This window comes from Paraburkholderia polaris (assembly GCF_012927345.1).
GTDB classification, from domain to species: domain Bacteria; phylum Pseudomonadota; class Gammaproteobacteria; order Burkholderiales; family Burkholderiaceae; genus Paraburkholderia; species Paraburkholderia polaris.
Map to the genome: position 1 here is coordinate 105,978 of NZ_JABBGJ010000001.1, position 25,150 is coordinate 131,127.

Below are 25,150 nucleotides of genomic sequence, written 5' to 3' on the forward strand. Positions count from 1 at the left end.
CGCCACGTCGACATCATCAAGATCGATACTGGCGGCTTCGAAGCCGGCGTTGATAACGTTAGACGAGTTGACAAACTTCAGCCGCTGGTCGTACGCGCAACGTCGACAACGGACAAACGGATCGCATCGATCAACGCCCGCGCTGCAGGAGAAGGGTTGCCGGTCGAGCGCATGGTTAGACCGATGTCGCGCCGGGTATTGTGTAACTTGACATCCAGAACCGCCAATTGTCCCGATTGAATCTCCAAATGTAATTGGTGTGCCGACAGTGCTGCGATCATGTCCGTGTCGAACAGCAACCCGCGAATCACGGCGAGGTCCGCTGTCTCGACGGTCGGCGTGGGCGGCTTCACTTTCATCCGCTTGAACTGCGCTTCGAAGAGCGCACGAGCCGGGGCATTGCTGCGCGGCAGCACCCACTGTGCGCCGCGCATATCCACAATGGTCAGATCGCGCGTGTGCGCGAGCGGATGATCGCGGCGCACCAGCAGCGCCATATCCGACGACATTAGACGCTCGTTTTTCAAACCACTCGAGGCGTCATTGTCCCGCAGCGCGCCGAGGATAAAGTCGATGTCGCCCGCACGTAGATCCGCGACCAGTGCCTCGTAGGCGCTTTCGTTGGTGATGGTATGCACGCGTGGATTCTCTTTGGTCATCCGCGCTATCGCTTTGGGCAGGATCAACGTGCGCCCGAGCGGTAACGCGCCGACCGTTACGGTGCCCTGGATCTTGCCGTGCGTTGCCGCGATATCGTCGGGTATATGCCTTAACTCGTTCAGCGCACGGCGCACGCGTAATAGAAACGTCTCGCCTTCCGTCGTGAGCTGAATGCCGCGCGGGCTGCGATGAAACAGAATCAGGCCGGCGCCGCTTTCCAGCACGCGAATCGCCGTGCTTACCGCCGGCTGGGTGATACCGAAGGTCTTAGCCGCGCTCTGCATGTGCCGATGGCGGGCAAGCGCGATAAACAACTGAAGCCGCCGTGTGTTGAGCAGATACGCCGGCAACGCGCCTTCCACTGCAGGCCGGCGGCGTGCCTGTCTCGCCGAACACCATTGCGCGAGTTCTTCCAACTCGGCAAAGATCCGCTCGCAACGCTTCAGAACAGCGCGGCCGACCGGTGTCGGAAGCATGCCCGAGGGGCTGCGGTCGAAAAGCGGCTCGCCGAGTGCCGATTCCAACTCTTGCACGGAACGTGTCACGGCAGACTGGGCGCGAAAGAGCGTGGCGGCCGCACGCGTTGCGCTGCCCGTATCGGCGACCAGCCGGAACGCGCGCAATTGCGACAGGTTGAGGAGTTCGTTGTTGCTCATGGATGGCGAGCCTGCTGGCAGACCTTGATTATTGGGGCGAGCTTCAATGTCGATGCCACTACGCTTTTGCAAACTGGATTGCGATCTGGTTTATGAGGTATCTATTCCATTTATGGCGTGCCGGCGAATATCGACAGCCGTCTCGGATGGGTTATGCGCGCTTGGGATCTCCAATGTGCCTGATGCGTTGCGGTTTACGGGGGTACGGCAAAGCTGACAATCAGTAAAAAGCCATGTTGCAGGCCGTATGACAGCGATTGAACGTGGTTTACCCTCCCCTTCCTGAGGGCCCCCGTAATCCCTATATTTGTATCGCAAAGTGAGTGCAATGGATAGCCTTACTGGCCGCCGTACCCATTCAATCTGCGCATGAGTAGGCGCGGCACAGAGTATGCGCTGCGCAAAGTAAGGGAGGCAAGAACCTGGCGGGCTCATTCGGCGCTCGTATCGGAACGTCACACCAGCCGCCCACTGCCACGACTTATGCCGGGCTCCGCTGTCGCCGGTTCATCAGCAAGCATTTTGTCCTGCACTCGCCATCGGTGGGGCCGCGACTGGCGGTTATATAAGTTTTTTTGAGGAGTACTGGCATGGCACGGATCATTGGCGGCATCGCCGCCTCGCACACACCCACCATCGGCTTTGCTTTCGACAAGAACAAGCGCGACGATCCAGTGTGGGCACCGATCTTCGAAAATTTCGCGCCGGTGGCCGACTGGCTTGCCGAAAAGCGTCCTGACGTGCTGCTGGTCATCTACAACGATCATGTCACCTCGTTTTTCTTCGACCACTATTCGGCATTTACGCTAGGCGTGGGGTCTGAGTGGCATGTTGCCGACGAGGGGGGCGGCGCACGGGACCTGCCGCCTATCAAAGGGCATCCGGGGCTGGCCGCGCACATCGGCACCTCGCTGATGACCGACGAATTCGACATGTCCTTTTTCCAGAACAAGGCGCTCGATCACGGCTGCTTTTCGCCCTTATCGATGCTCTGCCCACACGCACCTGAATGGCCAGTGAAACTCGTGCCGCTGCAGATGGGCGTGCTGCAACTGCCCGTTCCGAGCGCGCGGCGGTTTTACAAGCTCGGGAAAGCATTGAGACGCGCAATCGAGAGTTATCCAGAGGATCTAAAAGTCGCGATCGTCGCAACGGGTGGCCTGTCGCATCAGGTGCATGGAGAGCGCGCGGGCTTCAATAACACGGACTGGGACCAGCGTTTTCTCGATCTCTTCGAGAGCGATCCTGAGAAACTGGCTGAGATGACGATTGCCGAATATGCGGAACTGGGCGGCTTCGAGGGCGCGGAAGTGATCATGTGGCTGACGATGCGAGGCGCGTTGTCGTCCAACGTCGTTTGCAAGCACCGCAGCTACTACTTGCCGTCGATGGCTGGCATCGCGACCGCAATCTACGAAGGCGAAGACAGTGAGACGAAGCCTTCAGTCGTAGAGCGCCACCGGCAGCGGATGGCGATTCAGCTCAATGGCGTCGAGAAGATCGAGGGCACCTATCCGTTCTCAATCGAAGTGGCCGTGCGGGCCTATCGGATCAACGATTATCTTCACCGGATGGTGGAACCAGCGCATCGCGAAGCTTTCATGAGCAATCCGGCGGCGAGTTTTGAGGCGGCGGCCTTGACTGAGGAAGAGCGGGACCTGATCCGCCGTCGCGATTGGCGCGGCCTGCTGCACTACGGTGTGATCTTCTTCATGCTTGAGAAGCTAGGCGCGGTGACCGGCGTGTCGAACCTTCACATCTACGCTGCAATGCGCGGGGAAACGCTGGAGGCCTTCCAGCGCACCCGTAATGCGCCGGGAGCGCTGTACTCGGTGGCGGGAAAGACCGCTGGAAAACTCGACTGGGATGGTGCGGAGAAAGGGGAGAGTTAAGAAATGGATTGGAGTGGCGTGATACCGACGCGCCGCTTTTTTCACCGACCGCCTTGCCAAGTACCACAGAATGCCATCTGTTTTATTTATCGAATCGGAGTAGCCGGCCTCATGTACAGGACCTAAACATGTCATCGAGACTCAGCGGCAACCCTCTGAGTCTCTCATCAAAAATGCAAAAAAATAGATAAGTATCAATGGGTTATTGAATTCAGTGCTTGTGCCGTGCCATGGGTGGGATTGTCGGATGCATGAAAACCCTTGTATCGAAAACGATGTTCAGCGCTTTCCGTTTGTCCCGCTCAGCATCCCCCGACCTATTTCGAAAGCAGGGTAAGCCAACTATATTGACCCGGTGCGACTGTTTCGCGTCGTAACTGTGCAGCTCGGGTCTGCCTCACCAAGTAGAAGTGAGTTTCCAGGTCCGTGCTTCGGATATGGAATAGTCAATAGGTAGTGAAATTAGTAAAACTAATTAAATTGTAAGGAGACTTTGTGAAGAATATAAAAAAAATCTCGCTGGCCCTGTTGGGCATCACCTTTGCTGCCACAGGAGCTCACGCCCAGAGCAGCATTACGCTGTTTGGTTTGATCGACACGGGCATTAGCTACGTAAGCAATCAAGCAGGCAACCACAACGTCAAGATGGACGATGGGGTCAACGGACCGAATCTGTGGGGCTTCAGAGGAGTGGAAGATCTTGGCGGCGGCACCAAGGCTATTTTTGAGCTGGTAGATCAATTTCAGGTGGACAACGGACAGTTCATGCCGAACTCGAGTCTTTTCAGCCGCACCTCGTTCGTTGGATTGGTCAACGACCGTGCTGGGAAGATCACCCTCGGTAACCAGTACGACTTTATGACGGATTCGCTCTACTTCGCTGGCGACGACCCGGCCGAAATCTCGGGGCACTTTTATGATTTCCGCGCGGGCCCGTTCCAGAAGCTGGCCCTGCCGCAGAATCCCACGGGAGCTTTTGACTGGGATCGCATGGCCGGTGAGCGCATTGCGAATTCCGTGAAATACGTGTCGCCTGTTTTCGGTGGTTTCAGTGCAGGGGCTATGTATGGGTTCGGCGGTGTGGCGGGGTCCATCGGGGCAGGCAATTCGCAGAGCTTCGCTCTGAATTACGCCGCGGGATCGTTCGGAGCAAACGCGGCGTTCACGAACATCAAGTACTACACGGCAGGCTCGCCCGATGTCAGCGTGCGCAACTGGGGCGCCGGCGTGCATTACCACTTTGGCTCATGGATCACGAATGCGCTGTTCACAACGGTTCATAACACCGCAAACGGCGCGGCGGTATACGAAGGCTCCGTAGGCGCGCATTACAACTTCACACCGGCACTCAGCGCCGGGGCTTCGTACATGTACATGAAAGGCAACTCGACTGTCGACAACAACCACGCTCATCAGATCGGCGCCAACGTCGACTACGCGTTGTCCAAGCGTACGAGCGTCTATGTACTTGGTCTTTATCAGCGCGCCAATTCTGGAGCGCAAGCACAGATCAACGGCATGAACAGTTCGGACGGCGCATCCAGCAGCGCCACCCAGGCGATTGCACGAGTGGGCATTCACACTCGCTTCTAAATAGACGCGGTTGCAGACCAACTCAGGATCGTCGCCTTACGTGAAGCAGGCGGCAAGGAGACAGGAGGAACGAATGACTAGCGGAAAGACAATTGATATCAAGGCCTTTATCGACGGAAGATCCATCTCGCCTTACCAGTGGCTACTGGTGGCGCTGTGTTTTCTCGTGGTGACTGCCGATGGCATGGACGTGGCCATCATGGGCTTCGTGGCACCTTCGATCATCCACGACTGGGGGATTTCGCGCCCAGCGTTCGGTCTGGTGATGAGCGCGGCGCCGCTTGGTCTCGTGATCGGTGCTCTGGGCGCAGGACCTGCGTCGGACCGTATCGGCCGTAAGTGGGTGCTGATTACCTCCGTTTTCCTCTTCGGCGTGTTCACAATCGCGACGGCCTTTACCCAGTCGCCTATGGAAATGGCCACCCTGCGTTTGCTGACGGGCATCGGCCTGGGCGCCGCGATGCCTAACTCGACGACGCTGCTGTCGGAGTACGCACCTCAGCGCAAGCGTTCGCTGTTGATCACGATCATGTTCACCGGCTTCAATCTGGGTTCGGCCCTGATCGGTTTTGCAGCCGGCTGGCTGATTCCGGAACATGGCTGGCGTTCGGTGTTGATCTTCGGTGGCGCTCTGCCGTTGGCATTGATCCCGCTGCAAGTGTGGCTACTGCCGGAGTCGGCCCGCCTGCTCGCGGTGCGCGGCGCATCTCCCGAGCGTATCGGCGCGGTTCTGGGCCGGGTGTGCGGCGCGCGGTTCTCCGGCGGCGAGGTTTTCGTTTCCAACGAACCGCCATTGCCAACGCGCAAACCGATCGGCGTACTCTTTGCGCAGGGTTATGGCGTCATGACGGCGGCGCTTTGGGTGACCTATTTCATGGGCCTGCTCGTCATCTATCTGTTGACGGGCTGGTTGCCGACGCTCATGAAGGATGCCGGATTGACAGTCACTTCAGCAGCCAATGTGACGGCAATGTTTCAGATCGGCGGAACGATCGGCGCCATTCTTGTCGGCTGGATGATGGACAAAGTGCGGCCGGCGCCCGTCATCAGTGCGGCCTACCTTGGCGGTGGTCTGTGCGTGCTTGCGTTAGCGTGGATCGGTGCATTGTCGTCCTCGCTGGCGCTGCTGGTGTTCGCTGCGGGCTTCTGCATGAGCGGCGCGCAGACGGGGCTGAATGCGTTTGCACCGAGCCGTTACCCGACCGTTGCACGCGCAACCGGAGTCAGTTGGATGCTGGGCATGGGTAGATTCGGGAGCATTTTCGGCTCCGCAATAGGTGGCGCGCTGCTCGGATTCGGTCTGCAGTTCGGGGCGATTCTCGCGATGCTAGCCGTGCCCGCAACGCTGGCTGCGGTCGCCATTCTGTTGGCCCAACGGGCGAGGGCCGGCGAGCCGGCTGTGCAGCCCAACACGGCACATTGACGAAGTAATCGGGCGATGCCACTCGTGGCATCGCGCCAGTAATCAATTTAGCTGCTTGGAGCAACAATGATCATCGACATCCACGGCCACTACACCACCGCGCCAAAAGCGTTGGAGATGTGGCGCAACCGCCAGATCGCAGGCATCAACAATCCGTCGGATAGGCCGAAGGTGTCCGAATTGCGGATCGGCGACGACGAGTTGCGGGAGTCGATCGAAAGCAACCAGCTCCGGTTGATGCGCGAGCGCGGCCTCGATCTGACCATTTTCAGTCCGCGTGCGAGCTTCATGGCGCATCACATTGGCGACTTCGAAGTGTCGAGCACGTGGGCCGCCATCTGTAACGAACTCTGCTACCGGGTGAGCCAGCTCTTTCCGGAGCATTTCATTCCGGCTGCGATGCTTCCGCAAAGCCCGGGCGTGGACGTCGCTACCTGCATTCCCGAACTGGTGAGGTGTGTCGAGCAGTACGGCAATGTAGCGATCAATCTGAATCCGGACCCGTCGGGTGGCCATTGGACCAGCCCGCCGCTCTCGGATCGCTACTGGTATCCGATCTACGAGAAGATGGTCGAGTACGACATCCCCGCGATGATCCATGTGAGCACGAGCTGCAACGCATGCTTTCACACGACCGGCGCGCACTACCTGAACGCGGATACGACTGCCTTCATGCAGTGCCTGACGTCGGACCTGTTCCGGGACTTTCCAAGCCTGCGCTTTGTGATCCCGCATGGCGGTGGCGCTGTCCCGTACCACTGGGGTCGTTTTCGTGGGCTCGCCCAGGAGCTGAAGAAGCCGCTACTGACGGAACATCTGCTCAACAACGTCTTCTTCGATACCTGCATCTATCACCAGCCGGGCATCGACCTGCTCACGCGCGTGATTCCCGTGGACAACATTCTGTTTGCCAGCGAGATGATTGGGGCGGTGCGCGGCATCGATCCGGAGACCGGCAACTATTTCGACGACACGAAACGCTACATCGAGGCGGCGCACATCGATGCGGATGAACGGTACAAGATTTACGAGGGTAACGCGCGACGTGTCTACCCGCGTCTGAATGCAGCATTGAAAGCGAAGGGGCATTGATCATGGTTGAGCTTGGCGTTGTGTATCGCAACATTCAGCGGGCAGACGGCGACGTCGCCGCGAAACTCGGTGCTCTCGGGGCTGCAACGGTGCACGAGGCAATGGGACGTACTGGGCTGATGAAACCCTACATGCGGCCGATCTATGCCGGCGCACAGGCTGGCGGCACGGCAGTCACGGTGCTGCTGCAACCGGGCGACAACTGGATGCTGCATGTCGCGGCGGAGCAGATCCTGCCAGGCGATATTGTCATTGCCGGGGTTACGACGGATTGTACGGACGGCTATTTCGGCGACCTGCTGGCGACGAGCTTTCAGGCTCGCGGTGCACGGGGGCTGGTCCTCGATGGTGGCGTGCGTGACATACGCGTGCTGACCGACATGAAGTTCCCGGTATGGAGCAAGGCAATCTCTGCCAAAGGGACGGTCAAGGCGACGCTTGGTTCGGTGAACATACCCGTGATATGCGCAGGCGCGCTGGTGAATCCTGGCGATGTTGTCGTGGCCGACGATGACGGTGTGGTCGTCGTACCTGCGGCCTCGGCGCAAAAGGTTCTCGAAAAGGCGGCTGCGCGTGAAGCCAATGAAGCGGAGAAGCGCGCGAAGCTTGCCTCTGGCGTGCTGGGCCTGGATATGTACAACATGCGCGAGCCGTTGCGACAGGCCGGACTGCGTTACGTGGACTGAAAGGGTCGCAAGCATGGTCATCGAACCAACCATGAGCCACGCGATCACCGGTATCTCCTCGATGGCTACCCGCAACGTGCTGGCCGATCTCGTCGAACAATACGCGCGACATTCGCGGCAACGGGTGTTAATCGAATCTGTCGGAGGGGTCGAGGCGGCTCGGCGCGTTCTGGACGGCGAGCCGTTCGATATTGTGGTGCTGGCGGCCGAGGCTATCGATCGGCTGGCTGCGGCCGGCCGGATCGTTCCGGGCAGTCTGGCAGACGTAGCCCGCTCGGGCGTGGCGATTGCCGTGGCGGCCGGAGCGACGCAGCCGGACATCGCTGGTGAAGCAGCTGTTCGCGACGCCGTTCTGGCCGCGCGCAGCATCGGCTACTCCAGCGGTCCCAGCGGTTCGCAACTATTGCGTCTGTTCGAGCGATGGGGCATTGCCGAGACGATCACGCCGCGCATCGTGCAGGCTCCGCCCGGCGTTCCAGTGGGCTCCCTTGTCGCGAGCGGGGAAGTCGAGCTCGGTTTCCAGCAACTGAGCGAGCTGATGCACCTTCCTGGCATCGATGTCGTCGGGACGCTGCCGCCTGAAATCCAGCTCGTCACTGTTTTCTCGGCTGCGGTTTGCACGGTGTCTGAGCAGACGAGCGAAGCGCAGGCGCTCATCTCGTTCCTGGTCTCGCCTCAAGCGGCTTCGGCCAAGCTTGCGCACGGAATGGAGTCAGTGTGAGGTAATCCAGAGCGCGCGGTATCGATGCAAAGCGTGCCGCGCTATGTGTTGGGTATGTATTTAGAATAACTAATACATTTAACATTAAACAATTGAACTGCATGCATGGATCATGCGATAAAAAATGGGAGCCGAAGCATGCCAAATGGGAGGCGTAGAGCCATCATATAAATAAGGAATATTAAATAATTACGCCGTCATCGCAAGTGCGTCGTGTGCTCACGGCGTACAGGGACGGTTCTGATATCCGACAGAAGAGACAAGTCATGGAGACAAGCATGAAAACTCGGCATCCCCTAGGGTTGCTCGCTCGCGCCCGTACGCGTGCAGGTTCGCTGCTGACACTGTTCGCAATCTGCGTTACCGCGACCATTGTCGCCGCCTGCGGTGGCAGTAGTGCCAGCACCAGTGCCGCCAATACCCCGCTATCCGTCGTTGCCCCGGTTGTCGATTGTTCGAAGTTGGCCTCGGTGGACATCAGCGACATCGGCGGTGCGGGTAGTACGATTACCTCGGCTACCGTCACCGCCGCCACCGTCAATGGCGCCACCGTCAACTATTGCACAGTGAAGGGCACGCTTGCACCCTCGAACACCTTCGAGGTGGCCCTGCCTGTCAGCACCTACACGCAACGTTTCGCGGAACTGGGCTGCGGTGGGCTGTGCGGCAACTTGAGCGATCCGACGCAGCAAAGCTCGTTCAGCTTCAGCTACACCTGCCCGCTGGTGCAGAAGGGCGGCTTCGTGACGGCAGCGACCGACATGGGCCACTCGGGCCAGAGTTCCGCCTGGACCACGAATCCGCAACAGCAGGCTGACTTTGCCTATCGCGGCCAGCACATCACGACGCTCGCGGCGAAGAAGCTCATTCAGACCTATTACGGGCAGGCGCAGAAGTACTCGTACTTCGTGGGTTGCTCTGACGGTGGCCGCGAAGCCCTGATGGCCGCGCAGCGCTATCCGAGCGACTACAACGGCATCGTCGCCGGTGCCCCGGCCGCGCACTTCCAGATTCAGAACTCGCTGTATCACGGCTGGAGTGTGGAATCGAACAGCACCACCGGCACTAGCACCGGCAATGCCGTGCTCTATGCCGACAAGGTTGCCGTGCTGCACAAGGCGGTCGTTGCTGCCTGCGGTGGCCAGCCCGGCGTGCCTGACGGCCTGCTGACCGATCCGCGTATGTGCAATTTCGACCCGGCATCGATCCAGTGCCCGAACGGCGCGACGAACACCGCAAGCTGCCTGACTGCTGCCGAAGTCTCCACCGCCAGCAAGATCTACGGCGGCCCAATGGATGCCACTACCGGTGAACGCATGCTGGCCGGTTCGCCGCAGTTGGGTTCGGAAATCAACTGGATTGGCGTCGAAGTGCCGACCACGAACTCGACGGCCACGCCCGTGCCTGTTACGGGTCTGTTCAGCTACTCGATCGTGACCGGTGCTTACAACCTGATTTTCACGGGTTCACCGAGCATGCCGAACATCGACACCTTCGGCTATCAGGACGCGAGCTTCTATCCGAACTTCCTGCAGGCTAACCATCCGCTGATGGATGCGACTAACCCCGACTTGTCCGCTTTCCAGAAAGCGGGCGGCAAGCTGATCCTGTGGCACGGCTGGGCTGACCAGCACATCTCGCCGCTCTTCACGATCAACTACTACGAGGCCATGCAAAACACGATGGGCGCATCGAACGTGGACGCGTTCGCGCGCCTGTATCTCGTGCCGGGCGTCGGCCACTGCGGCGGCGGCGAGGGCTTCCCCAACATCGACCTGGTGACGCAGATCACCGGCTGGGTCGAGCAGGGCAGCGCTCCGAATGCCGTCATGACGTATCAGACCAATTCGTCGAACGTCGTGACCGCCTCGCGCCCGATGTACCCGTATCCGGCGGTCCCCCAGTACACCGGTACTGGCGACTGGCACAACGGCGCCAACTATACCCAGGGCGCACCGCTGTATAACGCCCCGACGCCTACCTGGGCCGGCATTAGCTTCTACTCGCCGTACACGGCGACGACGGAGGGTGTAGCGGCTCCGTAAGCAGGTTCCCTTCCTTCTAACGGAATCACCGGCCGGCTCTTCGGAGCCGGCCCACCCCGCACACGCAATCGCCGTGAGTCTTCAGACCAGGCTACGGGCAGGCTAACTGTTGCGAACAATCTGGGCGAAATCGCTGTTTGACATCTGCTGGACTCGTGCTGGCTGATCGCGCACATCGACCGGGACCGACCTCAAGAACCACCGTGGCGGATTTCAAGCAGCAACAAGCGGCCGGCAAATAAACCCAAAAATCAAAGCAATACAGTAACAAAAACTGGCTAGTGCTAGATACGATAGTGGAAAAAGCTGCCTGTTGGCCATAACACCGGTCCTTAGCAACGGGCATCCATTCCCTTTCCAAACAAGCCCTCAACGCCTCCTATGCCACGCCCGATCGTTGCACAGATTCATCCCGCCGCAGTCAGCCACAACCTTTCCATCGTCAAGCAACGGGCACCTCGATCACGGGCTTGGGCCGTGGTCAAAGCCAACGCCTACGGACACGGAATCGATCGCGTTTTCCCTGCACTCGCGAATGCCGACGGTATCGCGCTGCTCGATCTCGACGAAGCGGTCCGTGTGCGTGAGTTGGGTTGGACCAAGCCGATTCTGCTTCTGGAAGGCATTTTCAAGCCAGGTGACGTGCAAATCGCCCAACAGTTCGATCTTTCCATGGCTGTGCACTGCCGTGAGCAACTCGATCTGTTGCGCCTGTCGTCGTCACGTGAGCGCGTCCACGTGCATCTGAAGATGAACTCAGGGATGAATCGCCTTGGATTCCGGCCCGACGCGTACCGAGACGCGTGGGAGCAGGCGAGATCGATTCCGGGCATCGCGGACATCACGTTGATGAGCCACTTCGCGAACGCTGACGACGGCGACGTGGCATGGCAGATGGATCGCTTCGATGCGGTGACGCACGACATGCCGGGCCAACGAAGCCTCGCGAATTCAGCGGCCGTTCTGTGGCATCCCCAAGCGCATCGTGATTGGGTACGCCCGGGTGTTGTGCTTTACGGCGGGTCGCCCACCGGACAGTCGCGCCACATTGACGACGTGGGCTTGCGTGCTTCAATGACGCTCAAGAGCGAAGTGATTGGTGTGCAGTCATTGTCGGCGCAGGAAACAGTTGGTTATGGCCGTGCCTTCGCTGCGACTCGTGAAATGCGCATTGGTGTGGTCGCATGTGGGTATGCGGACGGATACCCCCGGCACGCATCGACGGGTACACCAATCGCTATCGACGGCGTCATGACGCAAGTGGTGGGCCGCGTTTCGATGGACATGCTTACCGTCGACCTGACGCCATGCCCGCAGGCGCAGATCGGTTCAAAGGTCGAGCTATGGGGCGACCAGGTCAAGATCGATGACGTCGCTCACGCTTCGGGAACGATCGGGTACGAACTGATGTGCGCCTTGGCAAAACGGGTGCCTGTAGAAGTCGCCTGAATGACCTTCTTTCTCGCCGGAGCGTGAGGCAATCCGCAAGGGATAATCACGTCTTCGGCTGAGATGCGGCGCACCCTCGTTGCTGTATAGGCGTCGTGGTTTCTAAAGCAGTGCTATAACGTTACACCGGACATTTTGTGTTTACGTAATAATCGCGAGGCGCGTACTATTCGATCAACAAACCATTAAAAATGCGTAGGTCATGGCTTTCAGCGAACCAAGGTCTCCATTTTTCAAGTGGGTTGTGTCCTCCGCTCAGAACCTGAGCGCCGACAACCGGCAAATATTGCTTGCCAACCTGTTCACTCGAACTGCATCGATTGTATTTGCATCGATCTGCGAACTCAGTGTCTGCGCAACGGCCTATTATCTGTATCCAAGAGCCCTTTACGCGGCGTGGGGCGGCGCCGTAGTCGCGCTGCTGATTGCGCGTCTCACGTTGATCTGGCTGTGCTGCCGGCGCTGCGCCCGCAACCTGCCAACCCCTACCTCAGCCTTTCTCTTTGCAAGCCTTCTCTGGGCGGCTTTATTCGGCTTCGGCACCTTTTTGTGCAATACCAGCGGAAATCAGACGCTTTTTCTGCTCGGCAACGTTTGCGCCGTGGGCGTGATCGGTGGATTGGCCGGACGCAACGCCGGCACACCCCGGCTGGTGCTTCTTCAGATTTCCTTCATTCTCGGGCTATTGGGTTGGGGGGCGGCGCTTTCTCCGGGCTCCGGCAAGCTCGTGCTGCTGTTTCAGGCGCCGTTTTGTGCGGCGGGTTTCTTTACCGTGGCATTGCGCAGCAATCGCGACACCGTTGCGTTACTGTTGGCGCGCGAAAACAGTCATCGGCTCGCTCACGAGGACAGTCTCACCGGCCTGCCCAACCGCGCTCGGATTACGGAGCTTCTGCTGGAGCGCACCGCGGCAGGTTCTTTACAGAAGGATCATCGATTCGCGGTTCTACTGATCGACCTCGACGGCTTCAAGGCGATCAATGACAGCCTAGGCCATGCCGCCGGCGATCAGATCCTTCAGGAGGCCGCGATTCGGTTGCGTGAAGTACTGCCGCCCGACGACCTGGTCGGACGTCTGGCCGGCGACGAGTTCGTCGCCATTTCCGACGGCACGGCGTTGACTCGCGACGTCCATTTGCTCGCAGAGCGCATCGTCAAAACCCTGGCGCGTCCTTTCGCATTGAGCGAGGCGTGGGTGCATATCGGTGCGAGCGTGGGCGTCTCGCTCTATCCGGAGCACGCAAAGACGGGGCCGCAATTGCTGATCTGCTCGGACCGCGCGTTGTACTCGGTCAAACGCAGTGGCAAGAGCGCTTTCGCTATCTTCGATGCTGTCAGGCACGCATCCGACGAAAGTTTGAGCCTACTGCGAAGCGATCTGGAAGGCGCAATGCAGTCTTATAGCGGTTTGCGCATGGAGTACCAGCCGATTATCGATCTCGACGACGGCACGATTTCCGGCCGCGAGGCGCTGCTTCGCTGGACGCACCCGACTCGCGGCGAGCTTTCTCCCTCCGCATTTATTCCCACCGCGGAACGTACCGGCCTCATCCTCGCACTCGGCGAGTGGGCCTTGCTGCAATCATGCACGGAAGCTGCCACCTGGCGTGATGCAGTGACCGTCGCGGTGAACGTTTCGCCGGTGCAATTGCGGGAGGAATCGTTCGCGTCGACGGTCGCTGCGATTCTTGGCAGGACGGGGTTGCCGCCGGCGCGTCTGAATATCGAAGTCACGGAAACGGTGTTGTTGAGCGACGATATCGTCACGCGGCACAACGTCGAGAAGCTTCGCGCGTTGGGAATTGGCCTCGCGCTCGACGACTTCGGCACCGGGTTTTCAACCATGTCGACGCTCGTGCGCTTCTCATTCGACAAACTCAAGATCGACAGTTCGTTCGTGAAGGAGTCCGTGCATCGGCGCGAATCCGCGGCCGTGGTTCGCGGGATTGTGGCTTTGGCACGGGAAATCGGCATACCGACCACGGCGGAAGGCATCGAGACGCAGGAACAGTTGAATTTTGTGCGTGTCTGCGGATGCACACATGCTCAGGGTTTTCTGCTGGGCAAGTCGGTCCGGGGTGAGGAGATTCCGCACCTCGAAAGAACGCTTGCCACCTACTCCGCGGATAAGGCGTGAGCGGTAGCGTTGAAACGTTGAGGAGTCCGCGGCGTTGGCCGGCCGGTCACGGGGCAGCGTGGCGCGATCCCCTCCGCGTGCTACGTGTGGCCGGTTTGCCACTCCCAAGATAGGCATCGCGCAACGCGTCCAGCTCCAGCAAAGCATCCGCGTTACCATGCGCAACCACGCGGCCGCCTTCCAGCACGTACCCGGACTGCGCATACCGCAGCGCAATGGCAGCATTCTGCTCCGCCAGCAAGAAGCTGACGCCGTCGTCGCGATTGAGTGCAGCCACCGTCTCGAAGATCTCTTCGACGACTTGCGGAGCGAGCCCCATCGAAGGTTCATCGAGCAACACCAGCGAGGGCCGCGCCATCAACGCGCGGCCGATCGCAACCATCTGCTGTTCTCCGCCGGACGTATAGCCTGCAAGCGTCTTGCGACGCTCCTTGAGCCGCGGAAAGATCCCGTAGATACGGTCGAGGTCCGCCTCGAGATCAGCGCGGTCAGGCCGCCGCACGAAGGCGCCGAGCCGCAGATTCTCATCGACGGATAAATGCGCAAAGCAACGCCGCCCCTCCAACACCTGGACGAGTCCACGTTCGGCGAGCGTCCACGGGTCCGCGTCGGTAATCGCGTTGCCGCGATACGCGATGCGGCCCGACGTCAACTCGCCCCGTTCGGCGCGAATCAGGTTCGAGACGGCTTTCAGCGTGGTCGTCTTGCCCGCACCATTGCCGCCCAGCAGGGCAACGATGGCGCCGGACGGCACCGTCAGTGAAACGCCGCGCAATGCCGGAATGAGCTGGCTATACGTGACGGCAATGTCCTCGACCTGCAGGATCGGGGCGGCGCTCATGCTCAGAGATCCTTGCTGCAATCACGCGGCGTAATACCCTTTTCTTTGGCATACGCGTTCGCCGACTTCTCGATGATCGGACGCAGCAGCGCACGATCCGCCTGGACCCAGCCGCTGATGACCTTCCATTGCTGGCCGTCCCATTGCTGGAAACGTACGGCGCCGCCGCCCTCGTGATCGGAGCACGACAGTTTCAGTGGTTGAACCAGGCCGTATGCGCCCAACTGCTTAAGACGCGCGTCGTCGAGATTCAAATGTTCGAAACCCCAGCGCACCTGTTCGCCCGTCAGCGGTTTGTTGCCGAACTTGGCTTGTGCCACGCGCAACGCTTCGACATTGAGAATGCCGTTCACGACGCCGAGGTTGTAGTACACCGTACCGAAGCGCGCAGGATCCTTCAAGTTGCCGTTGCCGGGTTTGATCACGTATTGATCGATCGCCTGAAGCACCGGAAAATCGGTGCCTGACGGATGCGTGGTGATCGAAATGAAACCCTTCGCGGCGTCGCCCGCCGGACGTGCATCTTCCTCCGAATTGCTCCAGATGTTGCCGATGATGTGATTCGCCGGGAAGCCCACCTTTTGCGCCGACTTCAACGCGACCGGATTCATCACGCCCCAGCCGCGCAGAATCACCCAGTCCGGATTGATCCGGTGGATGGTGAGCCACTGCGAGCCCTGCTCGTTACCCGGGTGCGGGACTTCGATCTGCGTGAGTTCGAAGCCGTACTTTTTAGCGAGTGCGTCGAGCACAGGAATCGTCTCGCGGCCATAAGGAGAACCATGGTAGAGCACCGCGATCTTCTTACCCTTAAGCTGATTCAGGCCGCCCGATTGCTGACCGATGTAATTGATGATCGCCGAGACTTCGCTATACGGATTGAGTTGGAGCGGAAACACATACGGAAACACCGCGCCGTCGGTGGAATCCGTGCGGCCGTGATTGATCGTGACCAGCGGAATCTTGTCGACAGTTGAGCGGTCGAGCGTCGCATAGGCGATCCCGACCGAGAGCGGATTGGTGGCCGCAGCCGGCGCACCGTTCAAGCCGCCCTTGAGCCGTTCGTAGCACTCCACGCCTTTTTCCACGACGTATTCGGTTTCGCATTCGCTCCACGTCAGCTTGACTCCATTGACGCCGCCATCACGCTTATTGATGAGGTTCATGTAGTCGATAAAGCCGCCGAAGAAGCCACTGCCGCCTGCCGCATACGGCCCGACGCGGTAGCTTTGCAGCGGAAAGTATTCTTCGCCCGCGGCCTGCGCGGTGGGCGCAAACGCGGCGGTGAGCGCAAGCATCAGGCTTGCGGCAGCGGCGACGCGCGAGACTGTCCCGCGCCGTTTAAAGGAGTCGATGAAATTCATGCTGAATGGACCTCGAATGGATAAGCGATGGTTTAAAGAGCGATGGATGAAATCGGAGTCATGCACGCAGTGGCCAGTCGCGCTGACGGTTCCGCGCGGTCTGAACCAGCCTTGCGAGCCCGTCCGGTTCCTTGATGAGAAAAACGATGATCAACGTGCCGAAGAGGATCTTCTGCAGGTTCTGCAACTGACCGGCTTCAATGCCGACGCTGGCAAGCGCGCCTGCCGCATTCGAGAGAAGAATGGGCAGCAACACGATGAACGCCGCCCCGAGAAAATTCCCGCCGACGCTCCCCATGCCGCCAATGATGATGATGAACAACACCTGAAACGACAGATTGAGATCGAAGCCGTGCGGCTCGACTGTTCCGAGGTAGGCAAATGCCCACAACGCGCCCGCAATGCCGATCACGAATGAACTCAGCGCGAAGGCGAGCAACTTGGTGCGGCCGATCGGAATGCCGATCACGCGCGCGGCGGTGTCCATGTCGCGCACGGCCATCCAGCGTCGGCCGAGTTCGCTGCGTACAAGGCGGGTCGCAAGCACGAACAGGACGGTGGTGACGCCAAGTACGAGGAGATAGCGTGCGGCCGGCGTGTCGATTTTCCAGCCGAACGCTGTGAGGCGCGGCGCGCTGAGTACGCCCGAGGTGTCGTCGTTGGAAAACCAGCTAACTCGCGTAAAAATCCATTCGACAAAGAACTGCGCGGCCAGTGTCGAGACGATCAGGTAGAAGCCCTTAATACGCAGACTCGGCAAACCAAACACGGCGCCCACCGCGGCAGTGATCAGTCCTCCGAGCAGCAGATCGACGACCAGCGGCAAGCCTGGCACCCGCACCATCAGGTTGTAAGTGGCATAGGCACCGACCGACATGAACGCTGCGGAGCCGAGCGAAAGCTGGCCTGCGTAGCCCGTGACCAGGTTCAGTCCGAGTCCTGCGAGAGACAGCACGAGGAACGGAATCAGAATGGCATTGAGCCAGTAGTCGTTGCCGAACAGCGGCACGGCGATGAACGCGATCAGCGCGATCAGCCCGAGAACCGCCGTGAGCAATAACTTCGGTAGCGGCCATTGCAGCGGGTACGGTTTGAATGTGCGCGGCGCGTTCAGGGTGGGGCGAGGAGATGACATAGCTAGCCTCACACGCGTTCGACGGCGGGTTCGCCGAACAGGCCGACAGGCCTCGCGAGCAGGAACAGCATCGCGAGCAGATAGGGAAACCAGTTTTCAATGCCACCGCCGAGCAGGCTGCCGACATAGACCTCGGCAAGCTTCTCCGATGCGCCGATCAATAAACCGCCGACAATCGCCCCGCCGATCGACGAAAACCCGCCGATGATCAGCACCGGCAGCGCCTTCAGCACCACCAGCGACAACGAGAACTGCACGCCGAGCCGCGCGCCCCACAGGAGCCCCGCCACGAGGCTGACGAAGCCGGCCAGCGCCCATACGATCGCCCACACGCGCGGCAGCCGTATGCCGATGGCGAGCGCCGCGAGCGGATCGTCGGCCACCGCGCGCAGCGACAGCCCGAGTCGCGTGCGATTGGTCAGAAGCGACAGGCCGATCACCAGCACGCAGGCGATTGCCGCGGCAAAGATGTCGAACTGGCTGATCATGACGCCGGCCACATTCAGCGGTTTGTCGTCGATACCGAGATCCAGACCGTGCACCTGGGCGCCCCAGAATAGCTGTGCAGCGCCTTCAAGAATGAAGCTCAAGCCGAGTGTCGCCATGAACAGGACAATGGGCGGGCGATTCACCAGCGGCCGTAATACGAGCCGGCCGATCAGCAACGCAATCAGCACCAGTGCCACAAGCGTTACGCCGAATGCAAGCACGGGGTTCACGTGTCGCTCGACGAGGCTCACATACGTGAGCGCGCCGAACAGCACCATCGAACCCTGCGCGAAATTGAATACGCCGGACGCTTTATAGATCAGCACGAAGCCGATCGCGACCATCGAATACATCACGCCCGCCAGTAATCCGCCGACGAGTACTTCGAGGAAAAATCCCATGTCGTTCAATCTCTTAGTGACGGGTGCCGAGATAAGCGGCCAGCACGTCCGGGTTGGTGCGCACGTCGGCGGGGGCGCCGTCGGCGATCTTCTTGCCGTAATCGAGCACCACCACGTGGTCCGACAGGTCCATCACCACGCCGATGTCGTGCTCGATGAGTACGACGGTCACGCCGAATTGTGTGTTGGCGTCGAGCACGTAGCCGGCCATTGCACGTTTTTCATCCGCATTCATGCCGGCCATCGGCTCGTCGAGCAGTAAGAGACGCGGCTCGGCGGCGAGGGCGCGGGCCAGTTCGACGCGTTTTTGCACGCCGTACGGCAAGGTGCCGACGGTCGTATGCCGATAGCGCTGCAGGTCGAGCGCTTCGATCACGACCTCCGCATAGCGACGTTGCACCGTCTCATCGCTGCGCGCGCGGCCAATGCTCAAAGTCTGTTCAAGCCACGTGCTGCGCCGATGCAGATTGCGGCCGGTGAGCACGTTGTCCAGCACGCTCATCCGGCGAAACAGCGCGATGTTCTGAAACGTGCGGGCAATGCCGCGGTGCGCCGCGTGATACGGATTCATGCGCCGATAGGCGTGGCCGTCGAAATGCACGCTGCCTTGCTGCGGTTGGTAGACGCCATTGATCACGTTGAGCAGCGAGCTTTTGCCCGCACCGTTCGGGCCAATCAGCGCGCAGATTTCACCCGTGTGCACAGCGAAGCTGATATCGGTGACCGCCTTCACGCCTTTGAAAGACAGCGAGATATGGTCGAGCGAGAGCAGAGCGTTGGAGGACGAAGTCATTGAACGTTGGGTCATGCGTCAATAGGCCGGTTGTTCCGACGCGCCGTCCGCCGCATAGCGTTGCGGTGCCGCCGCCTGACGCTTATGTTCGACGCGCCGCCAGTCGCCGGTATCGGGCCAGGCACGCACATCGACGCGTAATGCGGCGAATAGCGCGGCGGTCTTTTCGTCGAGCGGCGGCCCAATGACGAGCGCAGCATGGGTACGCGAGAAACCGATCACTTCGCGTAGCGGACGGGTGATGAGCCACCAGGTCAACGCACGAGCAAGCGGGCCGCCCTGTCTGCGTTGCGCGCGGCTGATCAGGCGGCGTCGCCATGAGCGTGTGCCGGGCAAACGGTCGTCGACGAGTTGTGCCACGCGGGCGTAGGTTTCGTGAGTGCCTGCTACCAGCGTGGGAGCGAGTTCGCGGCGATCGTTGTCGCGGGTTGCGAGCGACTCGGGAAAATTCAGGCGGAATCCGCTCAGTACCCAGGGCGCAATCAGGTAACGCGCCTGGGATGCGGCGGCGAATGCGCGTGCGGCAAACGCTTCGTCGTCTGCGGTCAGTTTCTCGGTGGCAACGAGTTGCTGTGCTTCGCGCACCAATACCGCATGCGGGAAACGCTGTTCGACGAGTTGCCCATCAGCATCGAGGCGCACGAAGGCGAATGCGTCGTCGTGGGGGCGAGCAGCGGATGGAAAGCCGCCCTCGTTCTGGACCGACAGAGCGCGATAGTCGGTCACGGCACGATGCGGATGCGGCGTCAGATTGCGCGGGTTGGCGTTAATCACGCGCAATCCTTCATGCGCCAGCAGGCGGTCGATCTGACTGTCGTCTTCGCCGAATACGAAACGCGGCGCGATATGCGTGAGCACCGAGCGCAATGCGTCGCCAGTGAGTTGCGGGTCGAGCGGTATCGCGACACCGCCGTTCCACTGCGCCGCCAGTGAGAGCAGCAGCGCCTCCTCGCGCGGATGACTGACGAGCAGCAGCGCGTCGCCCACGGCAAAGCCGTGTTGTGCGAGACCGGCGGCCAGTTGCTCGACCGCGATGGCGACGTCTTGCCACGATAACGCGTGCCATGCGCCCAGCCGCTTGTGCCGCAGTGCGACGGCGTGTGGCCGCTGCTGCGCCTGATGGCGCAGCCAGTCCGGTAGCGTCGACGGCTGTGCGTTTGTCATGATCAAGCGGCCTTAGCCTGTTGCTTGAGTTCGAGTTCGCGCACCAATGGCAAGACTCGCTTGCCGAAATACTCCACCTCTTCGATGAAATGGAGAAAGCCAGTCAGCACGAGATCCACCCCGACCGATTTCAGTTCGACGATGCGCTCGGCGATCTGCTGCGGTGTGCCGATGAGATTAGTGCGGAACCCGTCGTTGTATTGCACGAGGTCCTCGAAACTCGACTTGGCCCAGTTGCCTTCACCTTCCGGCGAAGCCTTGCCGGCCTGTTTGACGGCGTCGCCGAAGGCATGCACGGCTTCGACGTGCGCATGCTTGATGATGTCGGCGAGCACGGCCTTGGCTTCTTCCTCGGTATCGCGGGCGATCACGAAGGCATTCACACCGATACGTACCTTGTGATTGTTTTTTGCCGCCTTGGCCTGAATATCGTCGATCTGTGCTTTCAGATTCTCAGGCGTATTGCCGTTGGTGAAGTACCAGTCGGAGACGCTGGCAGCGTTGTCGCGTGCGGCGCGTGAACTGCCGCCCTGAAAGATCTCCGGATGCGGCTTTTGTACCGGCTTCGGACTCAGCGTGTAATCGTTGAAGCGGTAGAAGTCTCCCTTGAAGGTGAAGTTGTCCTGCGTCCAGATGCCCTTGAGCGCCTGAATGAATTCGTTCGAACGGCGATAGCGTTCGTCGTGTTCGAGCCACGGCTCGCCGATCGCGGTGAACTCACCTTTGAACCAGCCACTCACCACGTTGATTGCGATGCGGCCATTCGAAATATGGTCGATCGTGGCCAGTTGTTTGGCGACGACAGCGGGGTGCCACGGACCTGGAAGAATTGCCGCCAGCACCTTGAGTTTGGTTGTCGCGTGCAACAGGGCCTGGCTGAACGACACCGATTCGTGCTGATATTCCGCACCATAGCCGGCGGTGAAGCGAATCTGGCTCAGCGCGTATTCGAAACCCGCCTTCTCCGCGGTTTGTGCGAGCTTCTGGTTGTACTCGAGACTCCAGTCCGTGCGCTGCTCGATCGTGCTGACGACCAAGCCGCCGCTGACGTTGGGCACCCAGTAGGCGAACTTGAGGGCGTCGTCGTGAGAGGGATTCTGGCTCATGATGTTCCTGATGATTGAATGAAGCGGTCTATGCAGCCAGCGTTGCGGCTTGCGGGAAAGAAGCAGGGAGGCGTCCGGCATGCAGCCACGGAAGCGCGCGTGTCACCGCCAGTGCAATGCGCTCGTCCAGTGCCGGCTTCGAGATCGCATAGCCGCTGAAATCCTCTTCCGACGCATACACACCGATCGGTAGCGTGCGAGCCTGAAAGAAGCTGAACAGCGGACGCAGTTGATGATCGATGACGAGCGCGTGACGATCGCTGCCGCCCGTTGCCGCGAGCAGAACCGGCACGTCGAACAGCGCCTCGTGATGCACGAGATCGAACAGATGCTTGAAGAGCCCCGTATACGACGCGCGATAAACCGGGCTTGCAGCGATCAGCAGGTCCGCTGATTCAACGGCCTCGATGTGCGCTTCCACATCGGCAGGGACCTGCGAGCGATGAACCGCACCGGCGAGGCTGGAGGCGATCTGCCCCAATTCGACGAGATGCGTGTCGATCGGCAGCGAGTCGCCGAGCGCGGCAAGCAGGCGCTCCACCACGACGAGGGTACGCGACGGCCGTTGCAATCCACCTGAGACGGCGACCACTTTCAATCTGTTGCTCATTCGAACGATCCTTTCAGGCGCAAGAAAATTAATCGGGAGTGCAGCTTATTTAGCGAATACCGTGCCATCCGGTTTTGTACGGACAAGATGGGCTGGCGGTAAATGGGCGTACCAACGTCGATCGCGCGCTGAGTCAAAGGGCATAACCGTTTGAGGTTTTTTTCCTGGACGCATATCGCAGTCGCATAGAACCATTGCAGGCTGACGTATGAAGCTGGCAAAGCAATATGGCCTCAGCGCTGCTGCTGGAGAAGCAGTTCCGTGTATCGGCGATGGGTCTGAAGGCTTTTAGTATCCCAACAGGTCTGCTGCTTGAGAGGCGCTGCGTAAGCACGGTGCTGATGCAGAGGCAGCATCCATAACGACGCTGCTGCGTAATCAGCAATTCGACTTTGGTTACCACAACAAAATGCATCGGAAGTCGCGCTAGATGGTCAGAATAGTTGCTCAGGAAGCAACGCTGATCGATGCCGTTTAACACCCCGTCAGCTGTCAGATGACGGTCCACGTCCGCGCTGCGCGGAGTGAGTGTCCTTTGTCCATATGAATTCGACCTACGTACTGCCGGACGCACCGGCTTCCGTGCTACCGAGCGCGGAGACAGCATCGGTAACTGAAACGCCTCTGCAGATCGCGCAGCGACTCGCGGCTACTTTCGCGGTAACCGCCGCCGAACGCGACGCGCGGGGCGGAACGCCGAAGGCCGAGCGGGACGCGTTGCGCGCCAGCGGTCTTCTTGCGATGAGCATTCCCGAGGCACATGGCGGCCACGGGGCCAACTGGCGGCAGACGTTGGATGTGGTACGCACGCTCGGCCGGGCCGACAGTTCGCTCGGACATGTATTCGGCTTTCATCATCTGATGCTGGCAACGGTGCGTCTGTTCGGTGCGCCGGCCCAATGGCGCGCGTGGTTCGAGCAGACTGCCCGCCGCCAATGGTTCTGGGGCAATGCCTTAAACCCGCTCGATGAGCGGGCCGTGAGCCATTCGCATGCGGATTGGCGGGAGTTCAGCGGGCAGAAGAGCTTTTGTTCCGGTGCGCTCGATTCCGAAATGCTGATCGCCTCCGCGCGAGACGCCGGCACCGGAACATTGCTGATCGCGGCGGTACCGACCGGGCGTACGGGCATCTCCGTTGCGGAGGATTGGAACAACATCGGCCAGCGGCAAACGGACAGCGGCACGGTGACGCTGGAAAAGGTGCGGGTGGAGAATCACGAGCTTCTGACTGACCCCGGGCCGCTGTCGACGCCTTTTGCCTGTCTGCGCCCCTTACTCGCTCAGTTGATTCTGACGAATGTCTACCTCAGCATCGGCGAAAGCGCGTTCAACGACGCCCGCCATTACACGCTTCATGAAGCACGGCCATGGCATACGTCAGGTGTGCAAACTACTTCGGCGGATCCCTATATCCTCGGTCAGTACGGGGAGTTCTGGGCAGGCCTCGAGGCGGCGCGGTTGTTGACCGACCGCGCAGCAGATCGTTTCGATGCGGCCTGGACCAGAGCGGATGCGCTGACCGACACCGAGCGTGGCGAAGTGGCGTTGGCGGTCGCTACGGCCAAAGTTGCCGCCACAGAAATCGGGTTCACCATCTGTACCCGTATGTTCGATGTGGCCGGCGCGCGCGCGACGCACGGCGCACTGAGGCTGGACCGTCACTGGCGAAATTTGCGCACCCATACGCTTCACGATCCGCTTGCCTATAAGCTTCGAGAAATCGGCGAATGGGCTCTGACGCAACGATATCCGACGCCGAGCTTCTACTCATGAACTATTCACTCAATCACGTTTTACCGGACCGGTCAGCTATCGCGCGAACGGAAGCGCCGCCTTTGTTGACGATGCCCGACAAGCGCACGCTGACCACCTCCATTCGCGCGACCGCTCAGGTCTTCTCGGACCCGCAGTCGCTGGCGTTGCTCGAACGTATTCGCATGGTGGCGCCCAGCGACGCCAACGTGCTCGTGATCGGCGAGACAGGCACGGGTAAAGAACTGGTCGCGCGCCATGTGCATAACCTGAGTGCTCGCAAGGACGGCCCGTTTGTGGCGGTCAATTGCGGGGCGTTCTCCGAGTCGCTGGTGGAGAGCGAGTTGTTCGGTCACGAGAAAGGCGCGTTCACCGGCGCGTTCTGCGCCAAACCCGGCTGGTTCGAAGCGGCCAATGGCGGGACGTTGTTTCTGGACGAGATAGGCGATCTGCCGCTGTCGATGCAGGTCAAGCTGCTGCGCGTATTGCAGGAACGTGAGATCGTGCGGCTCGGTTCGCGCAGAAGCATTCCCATCGATGTGCGCGTGCTGGCCGCCACCAATGTGCACCTGCAGGATGCGGTGGCGGCGGGCCATTTCCGCGAGGACCTGTTTTATCGCCTGAACGTCGTGCATCTGGCTGTGCCGACGCTGCGCGATCGTCCCGGCGATATATTGCCGCTGGCCCGCTACTTCATTGAAGAGTACCGAAACCGGCTGGGCTACGGCCCCGTCGGTATCGAGCCGTGCGCGGAGCGAAAGCTGCTGGAACATAGCTGGCCCGGCAACATCCGTGAACTTGAGAACGTCATCCACTATGCGTTGCTGGTGTGCCGCAGCGACTCGCTAGGCGAGAGCGATCTGCAGATGTCGTCGTTCGGGATTCACGCCGCGCGACGCGCGGCGAGTGAGCCCGTCGCATCGACACCGCTGGAAGGGCTGGAGGGGGCGTTGCGTCATCTTTTCGATCACGCGGAAGGCAACCTGTTCGAGCAGATCGAAGACACGGTGATGCGTGTGGCGTTCGACTTCTGCTACCGGAATCAGATTCAGGCGGCACGGCTGTTGGGCATTAGCCGCAATGTTTTGCGGGCGCGGTTGATCCGGGCCAAGCAGATTTCCGCGCAGAAGTAGGCTCACAT

20 protein-coding genes are annotated in these 25,150 nt (G+C 60.2%); 11 read left to right on the forward strand and 9 right to left on the reverse strand.

Features of this window, described 5'->3' with window-relative positions; genetic code table 11:
* Positions 1 to 77 precede the first annotated feature (77 nt).
* Positions 78 to 1,316 carry a LysR family transcriptional regulator gene (locus HHL24_RS00430; RefSeq protein WP_169483413.1) on the reverse strand — a complete coding sequence of 413 codons (1,239 nt, stop codon included), beginning with the start codon at positions 1,314 to 1,316 and terminating at the stop codon, positions 78 to 80.
* Between the two features lie 590 nt (positions 1,317 to 1,906).
* Between HHL24_RS00430 and HHL24_RS00435 the strand changes: the two genes are divergently transcribed.
* From HHL24_RS00435 to HHL24_RS00475, 9 genes are all read left to right on the forward strand, one after another.
* A complete protein-coding gene (locus HHL24_RS00435; protein WP_169483414.1) occupies positions 1,907 to 3,208 on the forward strand; it encodes a gallate dioxygenase in 1,302 nt (433 codons plus the stop codon).
* 504 nt (positions 3,209 to 3,712) lie between these two features.
* The gene (locus HHL24_RS00440) at positions 3,713 to 4,801 is read left to right on the forward strand and encodes a porin (protein ID WP_169483573.1); all 1,089 of its coding nucleotides are present in this window, start codon (positions 3,713 to 3,715) and stop codon (positions 4,799 to 4,801) included.
* 73 nt (positions 4,802 to 4,874) lie between these two features.
* A complete protein-coding gene (locus HHL24_RS00445; protein ID WP_169483415.1) occupies positions 4,875 to 6,224 on the forward strand; it encodes an MFS transporter in 1,350 nt (449 codons plus the stop codon).
* Between the two features lie 66 nt (positions 6,225 to 6,290).
* Entirely contained in the window at positions 6,291 to 7,316 is a 1,026-nt protein-coding gene (locus tag HHL24_RS00450) for an amidohydrolase family protein (RefSeq protein WP_169483416.1), read from the forward strand.
* Positions 7,317 to 7,318: 2 nt separating this feature from the next.
* The gene (gene ligK / locus HHL24_RS00455) at positions 7,319 to 8,002 is read left to right on the forward strand and encodes a 4-carboxy-4-hydroxy-2-oxoadipate aldolase/oxaloacetate decarboxylase (RefSeq protein WP_169483417.1); all 684 of its coding nucleotides are present in this window, start codon (positions 7,319 to 7,321) and stop codon (positions 8,000 to 8,002) included.
* 13 nt (positions 8,003 to 8,015) lie between these two features.
* Complete coding sequence (locus HHL24_RS00460; RefSeq protein ID WP_169483418.1) at positions 8,016 to 8,723, forward strand: substrate-binding domain-containing protein; 708 nt, start codon at positions 8,016 to 8,018, stop codon at positions 8,721 to 8,723.
* A 278-nt stretch (positions 8,724 to 9,001) separates the two neighbouring features.
* Positions 9,002 to 10,768: a tannase/feruloyl esterase family alpha/beta hydrolase gene (locus HHL24_RS00465; protein WP_169483419.1), complete on the forward strand. Its 1,767-nt coding sequence runs from the start codon at positions 9,002 to 9,004 to the stop codon at positions 10,766 to 10,768.
* Positions 10,769 to 11,149: 381 nt separating this feature from the next.
* Positions 11,150 to 12,217 carry an alanine racemase gene (alr, locus tag HHL24_RS00470; RefSeq protein ID WP_169483420.1) on the forward strand — a complete coding sequence of 356 codons (1,068 nt, stop codon included), beginning with the start codon at positions 11,150 to 11,152 and terminating at the stop codon, positions 12,215 to 12,217.
* 202 nt (positions 12,218 to 12,419) lie between these two features.
* Positions 12,420 to 14,354 carry a putative bifunctional diguanylate cyclase/phosphodiesterase gene (locus HHL24_RS00475; RefSeq protein WP_169483421.1) on the forward strand — a complete coding sequence of 645 codons (1,935 nt, stop codon included), beginning with the start codon at positions 12,420 to 12,422 and terminating at the stop codon, positions 14,352 to 14,354.
* A 46-nt stretch (positions 14,355 to 14,400) separates the two neighbouring features.
* On the opposite strand, the gene HHL24_RS00480 is transcribed toward HHL24_RS00475, so the two are convergent.
* The 8 genes from HHL24_RS00480 to msuE are packed head-to-tail and all read right to left on the reverse strand — an operon-like array spanning position 14,401 to position 22,257.
* The gene (locus tag HHL24_RS00480) at positions 14,401 to 15,195 is read right to left on the reverse strand and encodes an ABC transporter ATP-binding protein (protein WP_169483422.1); all 795 of its coding nucleotides are present in this window, start codon (positions 15,193 to 15,195) and stop codon (positions 14,401 to 14,403) included.
* A gap of 2 nt (positions 15,196 to 15,197) precedes the next feature.
* On the reverse strand, positions 15,198 to 16,559 hold the full coding sequence (locus tag HHL24_RS00485) for an ABC transporter substrate-binding protein (protein ID WP_169483423.1): 1,362 nt from the start codon (positions 16,557 to 16,559) through the stop codon (positions 15,198 to 15,200).
* A gap of 58 nt (positions 16,560 to 16,617) precedes the next feature.
* The gene (locus tag HHL24_RS00490; RefSeq protein WP_169483424.1) at positions 16,618 to 17,694 is read right to left on the reverse strand and encodes a branched-chain amino acid ABC transporter permease; all 1,077 of its coding nucleotides are present in this window, start codon (positions 17,692 to 17,694) and stop codon (positions 16,618 to 16,620) included.
* An 8-nt stretch (positions 17,695 to 17,702) separates the two neighbouring features.
* The gene (locus tag HHL24_RS00495) at positions 17,703 to 18,584 is read right to left on the reverse strand and encodes a branched-chain amino acid ABC transporter permease (RefSeq protein WP_169483425.1); all 882 of its coding nucleotides are present in this window, start codon (positions 18,582 to 18,584) and stop codon (positions 17,703 to 17,705) included.
* A gap of 13 nt (positions 18,585 to 18,597) precedes the next feature.
* On the reverse strand, positions 18,598 to 19,377 hold the full coding sequence (locus tag HHL24_RS00500; protein ID WP_169483426.1) for an ABC transporter ATP-binding protein: 780 nt from the start codon (positions 19,375 to 19,377) through the stop codon (positions 18,598 to 18,600).
* Positions 19,378 to 19,395: 18 nt separating this feature from the next.
* Positions 19,396 to 20,541 carry an AMP-binding protein gene (locus tag HHL24_RS00505; protein ID WP_169483427.1) on the reverse strand — a complete coding sequence of 382 codons (1,146 nt, stop codon included), beginning with the start codon at positions 20,539 to 20,541 and terminating at the stop codon, positions 19,396 to 19,398.
* A gap of 2 nt (positions 20,542 to 20,543) precedes the next feature.
* Positions 20,544 to 21,647 carry a dimethylsulfone monooxygenase SfnG gene (gene sfnG, locus HHL24_RS00510; RefSeq protein WP_169483428.1) on the reverse strand — a complete coding sequence of 368 codons (1,104 nt, stop codon included), beginning with the start codon at positions 21,645 to 21,647 and terminating at the stop codon, positions 20,544 to 20,546.
* A gap of 28 nt (positions 21,648 to 21,675) precedes the next feature.
* Positions 21,676 to 22,257: an FMN reductase gene (gene msuE, locus HHL24_RS00515; RefSeq protein WP_169483429.1), complete on the reverse strand. Its 582-nt coding sequence runs from the start codon at positions 22,255 to 22,257 to the stop codon at positions 21,676 to 21,678.
* A 543-nt stretch (positions 22,258 to 22,800) separates the two neighbouring features.
* On the opposite strand from msuE, the gene HHL24_RS00520 reads away from it, so the two are divergent.
* Together HHL24_RS00520 and HHL24_RS00525 are read left to right on the forward strand one after the other, a co-directional pair.
* Positions 22,801 to 24,030, forward strand: coding sequence for an acyl-CoA dehydrogenase family protein (locus HHL24_RS00520; protein WP_206002651.1), 1,230 nt, complete (start codon positions 22,801 to 22,803; stop codon positions 24,028 to 24,030).
* Complete coding sequence (locus HHL24_RS00525; protein WP_169483430.1) at positions 24,027 to 25,142, forward strand: sigma-54 interaction domain-containing protein; 1,116 nt, start codon at positions 24,027 to 24,029, stop codon at positions 25,140 to 25,142. The genes HHL24_RS00520 and HHL24_RS00525 overlap by 4 nt, the downstream gene beginning before the upstream one ends.
* Positions 25,143 to 25,150 lie beyond the last annotated feature (8 nt).

What these genes read in the sequence shown, in the direction of transcription:
- HHL24_RS00430 (WP_169483413.1), bottom strand. Translation starts at nt 1,316, where the DNA reads ATGAGCAACAACGAACTCCTCAACCTGTCGCAATTGCGCGCGTTCCGG.
- HHL24_RS00435 (WP_169483414.1), top strand. Translation starts at nt 1,907, where the DNA reads ATGGCACGGATCATTGGCGGCATCGCCGCCTCGCACACACCCACCATC.
- HHL24_RS00445 (WP_169483415.1), top strand. Translation starts at nt 4,875, where the DNA reads ATGACTAGCGGAAAGACAATTGATATCAAGGCCTTTATCGACGGAAGA.
- HHL24_RS00450 (WP_169483416.1), top strand. Translation starts at nt 6,291, where the DNA reads ATGATCATCGACATCCACGGCCACTACACCACCGCGCCAAAAGCGTTG.
- ligK (WP_169483417.1), top strand. Translation starts at nt 7,319, where the DNA reads ATGGTTGAGCTTGGCGTTGTGTATCGCAACATTCAGCGGGCAGACGGC.
- HHL24_RS00460 (WP_169483418.1), top strand. Translation starts at nt 8,016, where the DNA reads ATGGTCATCGAACCAACCATGAGCCACGCGATCACCGGTATCTCCTCG.
- HHL24_RS00465 (WP_169483419.1), top strand. Translation starts at nt 9,002, where the DNA reads ATGAAAACTCGGCATCCCCTAGGGTTGCTCGCTCGCGCCCGTACGCGT.
- alr (WP_169483420.1), top strand. Translation starts at nt 11,150, where the DNA reads ATGCCACGCCCGATCGTTGCACAGATTCATCCCGCCGCAGTCAGCCAC.
- HHL24_RS00475 (WP_169483421.1), top strand. Translation starts at nt 12,420, where the DNA reads ATGGCTTTCAGCGAACCAAGGTCTCCATTTTTCAAGTGGGTTGTGTCC.
- HHL24_RS00480 (WP_169483422.1), bottom strand. Translation starts at nt 15,195, where the DNA reads ATGAGCGCCGCCCCGATCCTGCAGGTCGAGGACATTGCCGTCACGTAT.
- HHL24_RS00485 (WP_169483423.1), bottom strand. Translation starts at nt 16,559, where the DNA reads ATGAATTTCATCGACTCCTTTAAACGGCGCGGGACAGTCTCGCGCGTC.
- HHL24_RS00490 (WP_169483424.1), bottom strand. Translation starts at nt 17,694, where the DNA reads ATGTCATCTCCTCGCCCCACCCTGAACGCGCCGCGCACATTCAAACCG.
- HHL24_RS00495 (WP_169483425.1), bottom strand. Translation starts at nt 18,584, where the DNA reads ATGGGATTTTTCCTCGAAGTACTCGTCGGCGGATTACTGGCGGGCGTG.
- HHL24_RS00500 (WP_169483426.1), bottom strand. Translation starts at nt 19,377, where the DNA reads ATGACTTCGTCCTCCAACGCTCTGCTCTCGCTCGACCATATCTCGCTG.
- HHL24_RS00505 (WP_169483427.1), bottom strand. Translation starts at nt 20,541, where the DNA reads ATGACAAACGCACAGCCGTCGACGCTACCGGACTGGCTGCGCCATCAG.
- sfnG (WP_169483428.1), bottom strand. Translation starts at nt 21,647, where the DNA reads ATGAGCCAGAATCCCTCTCACGACGACGCCCTCAAGTTCGCCTACTGG.
- msuE (WP_169483429.1), bottom strand. Translation starts at nt 22,257, where the DNA reads ATGAGCAACAGATTGAAAGTGGTCGCCGTCTCAGGTGGATTGCAACGG.
- HHL24_RS00520 (WP_206002651.1), top strand. Translation starts at nt 22,801, where the DNA reads ATGAATTCGACCTACGTACTGCCGGACGCACCGGCTTCCGTGCTACCG.
- HHL24_RS00525 (WP_169483430.1), top strand. Translation starts at nt 24,027, where the DNA reads ATGAACTATTCACTCAATCACGTTTTACCGGACCGGTCAGCTATCGCG.